This is a genomic window from Streptomonospora nanhaiensis, from assembly GCF_026642255.1.
Lineage (GTDB): Bacteria > Actinomycetota > Actinomycetes > Streptosporangiales > Streptosporangiaceae > Nocardiopsis > Nocardiopsis tropica.
Genome location: NZ_CP113264.1, coordinates 1,920,736 through 1,932,511, shown reverse-complemented (window position 1 = coordinate 1,932,511; position 11,776 = coordinate 1,920,736). Strand labels below are relative to the sequence as shown.

Sequence of the window (11,776 nt, the reverse complement as noted above, 5' to 3'; positions counted from 1 at the left end):
ACTAGTCCTTCGCATAATCCCAGAACGTCGGACCGGTCGGCTCCGTGAAGTCGCCGGTCGCGATGAGGTAGCCCTCATCGTCGACGCTGATGGGAAGCTGCGGCAGAGCGCGGTGCGCCGGTCCGAAGACGACCTTGGCGGCGTCCGCAGCGTCGAACGTTGACTGGTGGCACGGGCACAGGATGCGGTGCGTCGTGCGCTCGTACAGGGCTGCGGGGCAGCCCACGTGGGTGCAGATCTTGGAGTAGGCGATGATCCCGTTGTGCGTCCAGTTCAGACGCGTCTCATCGGTCCCCTCGATCGGCTCGGTCATGCCCTCCTTCCAGTCGTTCTCCGGGATCTTGATCAACAGGATCACGGATTTCGCCTGGTCGGTGAGGCTCATGCCGTGCGGGTGGTGCCCGTCGTCGATCGCGGGAAGGGCGGAGATCATCCCGTACGGGTCGTTCTCCAGGTCCTCCGCGCGGATCTCGCGGTGGGTCCCCTCGACGAACATGCGCATCCCGGGTTCCCACGGGGTGTGCTTCAGCTTGTCCCCGGGCAGCGGGCCGGTGTCGCGCAGCAGCACGATCGGGGCCAGGCCCAGGGGGACCATCGCGAGGATGAGCGTGCGCCGCATGAGCGGGCGCTTGGTGAAGCCGCTCTCGTCGGCGCTCTTCATGAAGAAGTCGCTGAAGGAGCCCTTCTCCTTCTCGTCGGACGCCAGGTCGTCGTAGGGCGAGTGCACCTCGTAGTGGGGCATCACCTGGCGCGCCCAGACCGTCATGCCCGCGCCGATACCGAACATGGCGACGGTGAGCGTGCCACCGAGCAGCATGTTCGAGTACTGGCCGATCTGCGGGTCGGCGATCGCGGGCTCGCCCGCCGCGTTGGGCGGGAACAGGAAGTAGGAGACGAGGAAGCCGATACCGCCGAGGAAGGCGATGATGAACCAGGCGGACGCGGCCTTCTCGCCGCGGCGCTGGACCTCCTCCGGGCGCGCGTGGGTCTCCGACGCCCGGTAGGGGCCGGCGTGCTCCTCGGGCGCCCCGGCGGAGGACTCGGTCACCACGCGTTCCTCCGCGGCGGCCGTCGGGGTCCCCACCACGCGCTCAGGCGTGTGGGCCCCGGCCTCGTTGTTGTCGTTGTTGTCGTTCTCAGTCATGTGCACGCTGCTTCGCGGTGATCCAGATCGCGCAGGCGACGATCAGGGCCAGGCCGACGACCCACCCGATGAAGCCCTCGGCGACCTGGCCGATCCGTTGGAGGTCGAAGACGCCGCCGGCGTTCGGCTCCGCCTGGAGGGTCTTCACGTAGGAGATGAGCTCGTGCTTCTCCTCGGGGGTGATGGCGCCGTCGCTGAACATCGGCATGGCGCCGGGGCCGCTGACCATGGCCTCGTAGATCTCGCGCGGGGAGGCGTCGTGGATCTCGGGGGCCCAGCGGCCGTCCGTGAGGGCGCCGCCGCCACCGGACCAGCTGTGGCAGTGCGCACAGTTGGTCAGGTAGAGCTTCATGCCCATGTCGGTGTCCTCGGCGCCCTCGATGTAGGAGTCGTACTCGGACTCCCACTCCTCGACGGCCGCCTCGTACGCCGTCTCGTCCTCGAAGTCCGCGCGGTTGGGCTCGGAGTCCGGGACCTCGTAGGGCACCTCGGCGCCGCTCTCGCCGTTCCTGATCTCCGCGTTGTAGTACGCGATCAGGTTGGCCAGGTCCTGTTCGGACATGGCCATGGGCTTGCGCGGCATCTGGCTGCTCGGGTCCATGGACGGCATGCGCCCGGTGCTGACCTGGAAGTCGATGGCCGCGGGGCCGACGTCGCGGAGGTCGGGACCGTTGGTCACGTTCCCCTCGGCGTCGTAGCTGCCGCTCCCGTCGTAGTTGTGGCAGCTCGCGCACGTCTGGTCGAAGACGGTCTTGCCCTCGGCGATGTCCACGTCATCCGGTGACGGGACGTCAGCGGCGAGAGTCTGCGCCTGGGCCTGGTCCGCGGTGGGTGCCAGGGCGGCATACCCCACCCCGAACAGGGCTAGCGCGAGGATGACGACGACATACCCCGCAAGGGGATGCCGTCGCCGCGCGGTAATCCATTTCACGGTTTCCCCGTTTCGGGTTACTGGATGAAGTAGATGGTGAAGAACAAAGCGACCCAGACGACGTCGACGAAGTGCCAGTAGTAGGACACGACGATCGCGCTGGTTGCCTGCTGGTGGGTGAAGCGCTTCGCGGCGTACGTGCGTCCCAGCATGATGAGGAACGCGACCAGCCCACCGATGACATGGAGTCCGTGGAAGCCCGTGGTCAGGTAGAACATCGACCCGTAGGCGTTCGACTGAAGAGTCAGGCCCTCGTGGACGATGAGCTCGTAGTACTCGTAGGCCTGTCCCAGGATGAAGAACAGTCCCATGAAGAACGTCACGAAGAACCACATGCGCAGCTTCTTGACGTCGCCGCGCTCTGCGGCCCAGACGCCGGCCTGCGCGGTGAAGCTCGAAGCCACGAGGACCACGGTGATGGTCGTCGCCCACGGAACGTTCAGGTGGGTCGCCGGCCATGCCCCGAGGTCGGGGTTTCCATTGGTCACCGATCGGATGGTGAAGTACATCGCGAACAGCGCAGCGAAGAACATGAGCTCGTTGGCCAACCACACGATGGTGCCAACGCTCACCAGGTCAGGACGCTTTGCCGCACCATGTGCTGGTGTCGGTGCTGTTTTTGGGTTCGCGGTTGCTGTCGCCACGGGAGCATTATTACGGCATCTCGCGGAGGTCCGTACTCGACCCCCCGTAAGGAGGCGGTTCAGTCCCGATATGGCCTGCCTCGGACCGCCGCCACGGCCCTCACGCCGTGACTCGGGCGTTACTGTAGCGGCTCGGGCACCGCGGGTCCGCATCCGCCGCGCCCTCGGGGGCCGAAAAGCGCGATCCTGGGCGGCTGAGGCGATTCGTACCCCTCCTCCCACCACTCCAACCCACCACGGCCAACGCCCAGGTATCGAAACGATCACTGTTGGACAACGCCGCGCCCGGGGCGGGTGGGCGAACCCCTCCGAGGTACTGGCATCCTGTGGTGTCGAAGGTCTCAGCTGCCCGAAGGACCCGCCGGTTCTCCTGGGCAGCGGGGCCACGAGGCAATACAGTCATAGGCATACAGCCAACGAACGCCTCGGCCGCACCCCCCACGGCGGCGGCCGCGGACAGACGCGATGGGACGGTTGCGCGATGGTGGTCAGCGGTACGGACACGGGTGCCAGGATGCGCGTGCTGGTCTACAGCGACAACGCCGACACCCGTGAGCAGGTCCGGCTGGCGATCGGCCGCCGCCCCGCGGCGGACGTCCCCCGGGTGGAGTTCGTCGAGTGCGCGACCGCGCCCGTCGTCCTGCGCAAACTGGAGGACACCGACCCGGCCGCGGCGATCGACGTGGCCGTCCTCGACGGCGAGGCCTCCCCCGTCGGCGGGATGGGCCTGTGCCGCCAGATCAAGGACGAGATCTACCGCTGCCCGCCGGTCCTGCTCCTGGTGGGCCGCCGCGACGACGGCTGGCTCGCGACCTGGTCGCAGGCCGAGCAGGTCGTCAGCCACCCGATCGACCCCGTCGCGCTCGCCGAGTCGCTGGCCGAGCTGATGCGCCGGCGGGTCGCGGCCCTCAGCGGGTGATCCGGGTGGGAGGCGGACGCGTGGTGGACGACAGCGGCGAGCGGGACATGCGCCGCCGCCTCGTGGTGGGCGGGTCCCTCAACCACGGCGCCGACATCGGGCGATGGCGCGGCCGCGCCCCGTCCCCGTCCCCGGGGGCCTGAGGGCGGCCCGCCCGCTCGTCCGCCGGCGCCCGTGAGGGCCGCCGCGCGGAGGCGGGCCGCCGCCCCGGCGCCGCGCACGCGGAACCCCTCCGCCGTGCGCCGCCTCCCCGGGTCCCTACGCCCGTTCCTCACCGTGGAGTCACCAGAATGAACGCCCCTGCCTCGCCCGCCCCCGCCTCCGAACCGTCCGCCGTCACCGAGCGGACCTGGTCGAACCTCATCACCGCCCTGCTCGGCGGTGTCACCCTCAGCAGCGCCGACACCGTCTGGGCGATGAACGAGATCATGTCGGGGTCGGCGACCGACGCCCAGATCGCCGGGTTCGCCATCGCGCTGCGCGCCAAGGGCGAGAGCGTGTCCGAGGTGACCGGCCTGGCCCAGGGCATGCTCGACAACGCCGTGCGCGTGAGCGTGCCCGGGCCGACCCTGGACATCGTCGGCACCGGCGGCGACCGGGCGCACACCGTGAACGTCTCCACGATGGCGGCGATCGTGGCCTCCGCGGCGGGCGCGCGCGTGGTCAAGCACGGCAACCGGGCCGCGTCCTCCTCCTGCGGCACCGCCGACGTGCTGGAGCGGCTCGGGGTGGTCCTGGACCTGCCCCCGGCGCTGACCGCGCGGGTGGCCGAGGAGGCGGGCATCACCTTCTGCTTCGCGCCCCTGTTCCACCCGTCCCTGCGCTTCGCCGCCAAGCCGCGCCGCGAGCTGGCCGTGCCGACGGTGTTCAACTTCCTGGGGCCGCTGACCAACCCCGCGCAGCCGACGGCCTCGGCGATCGGCGTCTTCGACGAGCGCATGTGCGAGGTCATCGCCGGCGTGTTCGCGCGCCGCGGCTCCTCCGCGCTGGTGTTCCGGGGCGACGACGGCCTGGACGAGCTGACCACGACGACCACGTCCACGGTGTGGGTGGTGCGCGACGGCTCGGCCCGCAGGGAGACCCTGGACCCGGCCGACCTGGGCATCGCCCGGTCCGGGGCCGAGGACCTGCGCGGCGGGGACGTGGAGTTCAACGCCCAGGCGGTGCGCGACCTCGTCGCCGGGCGCCCCGGGCCGGTGCGCGACGCGGTCCTGCTCAACGCGGGCGCCGCGCTGGCCGCCGTGGACGGCGTGGAGGGGCCGCTGCTGGACGCCGTGGGCGCCGGGTACGCGCGGGCGGCCGCCGCCGTCGACTCCGGAGCGGCCGAGCGCACCCTGGAGAACTGGGTGGAGATCAGCCAGAGCCACGCCAAGGCGGCCTGAGGACGCGGCGGCCGGGCCCCGTGCCCCGCCCTGCCGCGGGGGCGGGTGGCCGGGATCCCCGGCGCCCGCCCCCGCGTCCGGCCGCGGGCCCGCCGCTCACCCGAAGCGGCGCGCGAAGCGCCGCTGCCACGGGGTCTCCACCGCGCGCGGCGAGTAGTGCTCCCGAACGTAGGCGACCGCCTCCCCGGCGGGCACCCCGTCCATGACGGCGAGGCAGGCCAGCGCGGTGCCGGTCCGCCCCCGTCCGCCCGAGCAGGCGACCTCGACCCTGTCGGCCCCGGCCCGCTCCAGCGCCTCCCGCAGGGCGCCGCGCAGGCCGGCCGGGTCGGACGGCAGACCGAAGTCCCTCCACCTCACCCAGCGCGCCTCCCAGGGCACGGGGGGCGGCTCCTGCCCGAGCAGGTACACGGCGAAGGAGGGCGCGGGGCCCTCCGGGAGCGGGCGGCGCAGGCCCCGGCCGCGGACCAGCGCCCCCGAGGGGAGCCGGAGCACACCGGGCGCCGAGGGGTCCCAGGAAGATGCCACCGGCCCCTACCAGCCGATCGCGAAGGCGGACTCCAGGTCGTGCTTGGAGTAGGCGCGGAAGGAGATGTGGGTGTCGGAGGACAGCACCCCGGGAACCTTGTTGACCCGCCCCGGGATCACCTCCGCCAGGTCCTCGTGCCGGCGCACGCGCACCATGGCGATGAGGTCGACGCCCCCGGTGACCGAGTAGACCTCGCTCACCCCGTCGATCTCCGCGATCGCCTCGGCGACCTCGGGGATGCGGTTGACGTCGGCCTTGATCATGACGATCGCGGTGATCACTGTGCCTCCAGGGCGGTTGGCCGCGGGAAGGCGGCCCCGGCCGCGCGGGGCGCCCCTAGTAGACGTCGGAGAGCCGCGTCCCGGAGCGCCATCGCAGCCGGTAGACCACCAGTCCCGCGATCACCCCGGCGATGAACCCGTACACGTGCGCCGCGTAGGCGACTCCGCTCCCGGCGCCGGGGGAGTTCGATGTGGTGACGTAGAGAAGATACTGAAGCACGAAGTAGCTTCCGACCAGGGCCCACCCCGGCAGGCGCATCGGGATCACCACGAACACCAGTGTGGTGACCCGGCTGCGGAACTGCACGACGAGGTAGGCGCCGAGCACGCCGGAGATGGCGCCCGAGGCTCCCACCATGGGCATCTCCCCCCCGGGTTCCACCAGGGAGAAGCCGTAGGCCGCCGCCACCCCGGTGACCGCGTACAGCAGCAGGAAGCGGACGCGGCCGATGCGGTCCTCCACGACGGGGCCGAAGACGAACAGGTAGACCATGTTGCCCAGCAGGTGCATGGCGCCGGCGTGCACGAACATCGAGCTGAGCACCGAGAACCACACGGACTTGCCGTCCACCGACCCGCACTCGGGCACCGCGTGCGGGACCCGGTCCACCTGTCCGAGGATCTCGGCGGGCACCGCGCCCCAGCGCATGAAGTAGTCCTGGATGGCGCAGAAGCGGCCCACCATGTCGACCGGGTACCAGACGGCCGTGGCGGCCTGGGGGGACAGCAGGTAGACGAGGACGTTGACCGCGATCAGCGTGTACGCGACGACGGGGGCGCGGCGGACGGGGTAGTCGTCATTGAGCGGAAGCGCGGCCATGCGCCCAGTGTGTCATCTCCGTGTGCGCCTCCGCGCTCCGCAACGGGCATGTCCAGACCCCGTCGATGTCGACGAGCCTCGTCGCGGGGTCGGTGAGCCAGTCCAGGACGAGCTCGGTCTCCGCGGGCAGGGCCCTGGGGCTCGGCCCGTACCCCGGAGGGACGTACTCGGCGGTCGCCAGGAGCGAGGCCAGGAACGCGGTCGGATCGGTGCCCGGCCGCAGGACCGCGCTGGCCGCGAGGCGCCCGTGGCGGACCACGCAGGTCTCCCAGCCCGTGGCGGAGCGCCGGGAGGCGACCACCTGGGCCACCGAGGCCAGGGCCGACAGCCGCTGGGCCCGCCGGGCGCCGCGCAGGAAGGCGGCGAGGCGGTCGCGGAGGGCGGCGGCCTCCTCGTAGCGCAGGGCTCCGGCGAGTTCGGCGATGCGCGAGGTGTGCGCCGAGACGACGGCGGCGGGGTCCCCGGTCATGGCCTCGCGCGCGGCGTCGGCGTGGACGGTGTAGGCCTCGAGCGCCTCGGTGCCGTCGCAGGGGGCGCCGCAGCGTCCCAGCTGGGCCAGGACGCACGGGTCGATCCTCCTGCTCTCGGAGAAGGCGTGCGTGCACTGCCGCAGCGGGAACGTGTGGAGCAGGGCCTCCTTGGCCTGCTCGGCGTCCCTGGCCGAGGCGTAGGGACCGATGTAGGGGGCCCCGTCGTCCTTGACCGCCCGCACCACGGACAGGCGCGGGTAGGCGTCGGTGGTGAGCTTGACCCACGAGGCGCGCTCGGGGTTGCGGGAGCGCCGGTTGTAGGGGGGCTTGCGCTCGGCGATGATCCGCAGCTCGCGGACGGACGCCTCCAGTTCGGTGGCGCACTCGATGGGGGTGACGCCCTCGACCAGCGCGGCCATCTCGCGGATGTGCCTGCGGCTCTCCGCCGCGGTGAAGTAGGAGCGGACCCGCCGCCGCAGGTTGTTGCTCTTGCCCACGTAGAGGCCGGCCCCGCGCGCGTCGGTGAACACGTACACCCCCGGGCCCTCCGGCAGGCCCTCCGCCAGGTGCCGCCTGGCCTTCTGCGCCCGGCTGGCGGGCTTGCTGACGGCGCGCAGCTCCTCCACGCTGGTCACGCCCATCGGCCCGAGGCGCTCGATCAGCCCGTGCAGGACCCCGACCGTGGCACGCGCGTCGTCCAGGGCTCGGTGGTTGGGGGTGACCGGAACCCCGAAGAACGCGGCGAGGGTGGCGAGCCTGTGGTTGCGGGTCTCGCTCCGCGGGAGGATCGCCCGGGCCAGGCGCAGGGTGTCCACCACCGGGTATCCGGGCCAGGCCGACCCGTGGCGCTCGCACGCGGCCTTCAGGAAACCGGTGTCGAAGGCGGCGTTGTGGGCGACCAGGACGGTGTCCGGCTCCTCGTCGAGGAACGCGAGGACGCGGGGCAGGACCTCCTCCATGGGGGGCGCGGTCGCCACCATGGACTGGGTGATCCCGGTCAGCAGGGTGATGGCGGCCGGGACGGGCACGCCGGGGTCGACCAGGGTGGAGAACTCGCCGAGGACCTCTCCCCCGCGCACCCTGACCGCGCCGACCTCCGTGACACGGGCGGCGGACGCGCTGGTCCCGGTGGTCTCCAGGTCCAGCACGACGAACGTCGCCGCGGCCAGGGGCGTGCCGAGGTCGCTGATGCTCGTTTGGACGCCGGCGGGCGCCGCGGACTGTCGAACCACGCGGTCAGGCTAGTCGGCGGTGACGACCGAAAACGGTCGGGATACGGTCTGACCTGCCCGACATGGAAAGATGTGGGGGACGGGGCCGGAAGGTCCGCGGCCCCGTGACGAGCACGACACGAGGAGGAACCGTGGGGATCGCTATGCCGGGTGACAAGGAGCGGTGGCGGTGCACCGGATGCGGGAACCTCACGCGGTTCGACGTGACCAGGACGACCCGTTCGCAGGACTACCTCCACCTGGACCTGGCCGGTGAGGGCCGCGTCGAGGAGCGGACCGTGCTCTCGGAGACGGTCGAGCGCGTGAAGTGCCGCTGGTGCGGCGCCACCGACAGCGTCGAGGTCATCGCCCGCCCCGACGCCGACCGGTCGGCCACCGGTTCCTCGGCGGAGAGCCCGACGGGTCAGGCATGAGCGCCCGCCCCGAGGCGGGCGGCGACTCCGACGGCACCGGCCCGCGCGACGAGAGTGTCGACGTGACGCCCGGCGCCGACAGCGACGGGGAGCGGCTGCGCCGCCCCCTGCCCGAGCCGGTGCGCGCCCGGGTCGTCGAGTACGGTTCCGACGTGCTGGGCGGCATGCGCGCGAGCGAACTCCCCCCGCTGCTGCGCAGGGTCGCCAAGTTCGAGCCGCGCCGCCGTGCCAGGCTCGCCGGCCCGCAGATCGCCGCCCAGCTGGAGACCGACGGCGGCTTCCGCGACATGGTCGCGGCCCGGGTGCGGCAGGTGTGGCCGGAGCTGGCCGAGGGCCTGCACTCGGGCGTGGTGCCCCCTGCCGCGGACCCCGTGGCGGTGGCGGCCTGCGCGTACCTGCTGCGGCCCAAGGGCTGGCCGGAGATCATCGAGGACGTCCACCTGGAGCTGGAGCGCCTGGCCGGCGCCAGGGAGGTGGACGAGGCGGCCGAGGCGCTGGACTCCGTGCGCCGCCAGCTGGACGAGGCCAGGAGCGAGCACCAGTCGGAGACGGAGCGGCTGCGCTCCCAGCTCAGGGAGCAGCGCACGGAGATCGCCGAGCTGCGCCGCAAGGTGCACACGGAGCGGCAGCGTGCCAAGGGCGCCGCGGCGGAGGCCGCACGGGTCCTGGCCGAGACCTCCGACCGCGAGTCGGAGTCGGCCACGCAGATGAACGCCCTGGAGTCGGAGAACCGGCGGCTGCGGTCGCGGCTGGCCTCGGCCGAGGCGCAGGTGGAGAACGCCCGCCGCGCGGTGCGCGCCGGACGCAACGCGGACGAGGCCCGGCTCCGGGTGCTGCTGGACGTGCTGGTCGAATCCGCGCACGGGCTGCGCAGGGAGCTGGCGCTGCCCGCGGCCCTGGACAGCCCCGCGGACCTGGTCGCCGAGGCCGAGCAGCAGCGGCGGGTGTCGCTGGGCGGCCTGCCCGACGACGACCCGGGCCTGCTGGAGCACCTGTTGACGGTGCCCCGGGTCCACCTCCTGGTGGACGGCTACAACGTGACCAAGACCGGGTACGGGACCCTCCCCCTGGCCGACCAGCGCACACGGCTGATGGCCTCGCTGGAGGGGTTGGCCAGCCGGACCAAGGCCGAGATCACGTGCGTGTTCGACGGCGCCGACATCGACGCTCCCCCCGTGGCGGCCCCCACCCGGCGGGTGCGCCTGCTCTTCAGCGCCCCCGGGGAGACCGCCGACGAGCTGATCGTGCGGCTGGTGCGCGCGGAGCCGCCCGGACGCCCGATCGCCGTGGTGACCTCCGACAAGGAGATCGTGTCCGCGGTCCGGCGCGCGGGTGCGCGCGCGGTGCCCTCGGCGATCTTCCTGCGCCGCCTGGAGGCGCACGGCTGAGCCGCCCTCCTCCCCCGGCCGGGTCCTCCGAGGGTCCGGCCGGGGGGGAGCGGCACCTCCCCTCCTGCCGCCGCCGGGGCGTGGCGAGGCGCACAGCGGACAGAAGCCCGCACGTTCCGGGCCACACCGCCCCCGACCGCTCCTTCCAGGCGTAACGTCCCCGCGGGAACGGTGGGTTCCCCCATGATTCGGGGGTTGTGCCCACAGATGTGGTTGAGACGAGCAGAGCGGTCCGCTAGGTTCTTCCCGAACGTGAGTGCTCCATCGGAGCGAAGGCAGGATCTGCGCCCTCCGGTCGGGACCCGCACACTCACCCGCCCCGCCTCCGCGCGGACACTGTCCTCCAGCACCCCTATGCGGACTTCCCAACCTCAAGGAGCGGACCGCCATGAAGAACCCCGGTGGTCGGCGTACAGCCCGCCGCATCGCAGCCACGACCGGTATCAGCGCTGTCGTCGCGAGTACCCTCATCGCCCCGGGCACCGCCTACGCGGAGCCGACCCAGGACGAGGTCGAGGACCGGATCGAGGAGCTCAACGAAGAGGCCGCGGCCGCCGTCGAGACCTACAACCAGGCCAAGGAGGACCACGAGGTCGCCGAGGCCCTGTACGAGGAGCTCGAGGAGCAGGTCGGGGACGAGGAGGAGCGCTACGAGGAGCTGCGCGGCAAGGTCCAGCAGCTGGCCAGCGCCACCTACCAGTCCGGTGAGCTGGACTCCACGAGCACCATCCTGACCTCCGACGGCCCCGAGGCCCTGCTGGAGCAGAACGCCGACCTGAACTACCTCTCCGAGGCCCAGAAGGCCGAGCTGGACGAGTTCGGCGAGTCCTCCGAACGGCTGTTCAGCCTCAAGGACGAGGCGGAGGAGGCCCTGGAGGAGTCCGAGGCCGCCCTGGAGGAGGCCGACGAGGCCAAGACCGACGTCGAGGCGAAGATCGAGGAGCAGCAGGAGATCCTCGCCCAGTTCCCCGACGCCGACCGCTCCGCCGACGGCGCCGACTCCAGCGGCGGCCAGTCGTACACCGGCGGCGCGTCCGGCAGTGCCGGGGCGGCGCTGGACTTCGCCTACTCCAAGGTCGGCCTGCCCTACGTCTGGGGCGGCACCGGCCCCAACGGGTACGACTGCTCCGGCCTGGTCCAGGCGTCCTGGCGCAACGCCGGCGTCGACCTGCCCCGCACCACCTTCTCCCAGGCCGAGGTCGGCCACCGGATCAACGACATGAGCGCGCTCCAGCCCGGCGACATCATGTTCTTCTCCGGTGTGAACCACAACGGCCTCTACGCCGGCAACGGCCAGATGGTGCACGCGCCGAGCAGCGGCCGCAACATCGAGGTCGTGGACCTGGCCGCGTACTGGGCCGGACAGTTCGAGTTCGGCGTCCGCCCCTAGGGCCCGCCCCACGCGCACGGAGAGGCCGTCCCCGGTTCGCCGGGGGCGGCCTCTCCATGTGCGGAGCGTGCCCGGGTAAGGGACACGGAAGGGGTTTCCGGACACCCGACGCCCCACGGTGGAACGTCACGAAAAGGTTGAGGTGAACCCGCGCGATGCACTAGTGTTCATCGCCGACAGCGGTTGCTCCTCTTCACCGCCCCCAGGTGGTGACAGCCGTGTCCCGACCGGGCCCC

At 72.1% G+C, this 11,776-nt stretch carries 13 protein-coding genes; 6 read left to right on the top strand and 7 right to left on the bottom strand.

Going from position 1 to position 11,776, the window contains the following annotated elements:
* Window position 1: 1 nt before the first annotated feature.
* The 3 genes from qcrA to ctaE are packed head-to-tail and all read right to left on the bottom strand — an operon-like array spanning window position 2 to window position 2,719.
* Window positions 2-1,144, bottom strand: coding sequence for a cytochrome bc1 complex Rieske iron-sulfur subunit (gene qcrA, locus OUQ99_RS08535; protein ID WP_267948887.1), 1,143 nt, complete (start codon window positions 1,142-1,144; stop codon window positions 2-4).
* Window positions 1,137-2,075, bottom strand: coding sequence for a cytochrome bc1 complex diheme cytochrome c subunit (gene qcrC, locus OUQ99_RS08530; RefSeq protein WP_431061492.1), 939 nt, complete (start codon window positions 2,073-2,075; stop codon window positions 1,137-1,139). The genes qcrA and qcrC overlap by 8 nt, the downstream gene beginning before the upstream one ends.
* A gap of 17 nt (window positions 2,076-2,092) precedes the next feature.
* Window positions 2,093-2,719, bottom strand: a complete 627-nt coding sequence (gene ctaE / locus OUQ99_RS08525) for an aa3-type cytochrome oxidase subunit III (RefSeq protein WP_431061491.1) — start codon at window positions 2,717-2,719, stop codon at window positions 2,093-2,095.
* 481 nt (window positions 2,720-3,200) lie between these two features.
* Between ctaE and OUQ99_RS08520 the strand changes: the two genes are divergently transcribed.
* From OUQ99_RS08520 to trpD, 3 genes are all read left to right on the top strand, one after another.
* Window positions 3,201-3,638 carry a hypothetical protein gene (locus OUQ99_RS08520; RefSeq protein WP_267948885.1) on the top strand — a complete coding sequence of 146 codons (438 nt, stop codon included), beginning with the start codon at window positions 3,201-3,203 and terminating at the stop codon, window positions 3,636-3,638.
* Between the two features lie 20 nt (window positions 3,639-3,658).
* Window positions 3,659-3,781, top strand: a complete 123-nt coding sequence (locus OUQ99_RS08515; protein ID WP_267948884.1) for a hypothetical protein — start codon at window positions 3,659-3,661, stop codon at window positions 3,779-3,781.
* Between the two features lie 147 nt (window positions 3,782-3,928).
* Entirely contained in the window at window positions 3,929-5,020 is a 1,092-nt protein-coding gene (trpD, locus tag OUQ99_RS08510) for an anthranilate phosphoribosyltransferase (RefSeq protein WP_267948883.1), read from the top strand.
* Between the two features lie 96 nt (window positions 5,021-5,116).
* On the opposite strand, the gene OUQ99_RS08505 is transcribed toward trpD, so the two are convergent.
* From OUQ99_RS08505 to OUQ99_RS08490, 4 genes are read right to left on the bottom strand one after another with little or no spacing between them, the layout of a single operon-like run.
* Window positions 5,117-5,545 (bottom strand): protein-tyrosine phosphatase family protein, encoded by a 429-nt coding sequence (locus tag OUQ99_RS08505; protein ID WP_267948882.1) that lies wholly within the window; start codon window positions 5,543-5,545, stop codon window positions 5,117-5,119.
* Between the two features lie 6 nt (window positions 5,546-5,551).
* On the bottom strand, window positions 5,552-5,827 hold the full coding sequence (locus OUQ99_RS08500; RefSeq protein ID WP_267948881.1) for an Lrp/AsnC family transcriptional regulator: 276 nt from the start codon (window positions 5,825-5,827) through the stop codon (window positions 5,552-5,554).
* A gap of 55 nt (window positions 5,828-5,882) precedes the next feature.
* The gene (locus tag OUQ99_RS08495; RefSeq protein ID WP_267948880.1) at window positions 5,883-6,647 is read right to left on the bottom strand and encodes a rhomboid family intramembrane serine protease; all 765 of its coding nucleotides are present in this window, start codon (window positions 6,645-6,647) and stop codon (window positions 5,883-5,885) included.
* Complete coding sequence (locus tag OUQ99_RS08490) at window positions 6,625-8,349, bottom strand: DEDD exonuclease domain-containing protein (protein ID WP_267948879.1); 1,725 nt, start codon at window positions 8,347-8,349, stop codon at window positions 6,625-6,627. The genes OUQ99_RS08495 and OUQ99_RS08490 overlap by 23 nt, the downstream gene beginning before the upstream one ends.
* Window positions 8,350-8,480: 131 nt before the next feature.
* Here OUQ99_RS08490 and OUQ99_RS08485 point away from each other — a divergent pair, with 131 nt between their 5' ends.
* From OUQ99_RS08485 to OUQ99_RS08475, 3 genes are all read left to right on the top strand, one after another.
* Window positions 8,481-8,762, top strand: coding sequence for a hypothetical protein (locus OUQ99_RS08485; RefSeq protein WP_267948878.1), 282 nt, complete (start codon window positions 8,481-8,483; stop codon window positions 8,760-8,762).
* The gene (locus OUQ99_RS08480; RefSeq protein WP_267948877.1) at window positions 8,759-10,150 is read left to right on the top strand and encodes an NYN domain-containing protein; all 1,392 of its coding nucleotides are present in this window, start codon (window positions 8,759-8,761) and stop codon (window positions 10,148-10,150) included. Before OUQ99_RS08485 ends, OUQ99_RS08480 begins: the two co-directional genes overlap by 4 nt.
* 388 nt (window positions 10,151-10,538) lie before the next feature.
* Window positions 10,539-11,540: a C40 family peptidase gene (locus tag OUQ99_RS08475; RefSeq protein ID WP_267948876.1), complete on the top strand. Its 1,002-nt coding sequence runs from the start codon at window positions 10,539-10,541 to the stop codon at window positions 11,538-11,540.
* Window positions 11,541-11,776 lie beyond the last annotated feature (236 nt).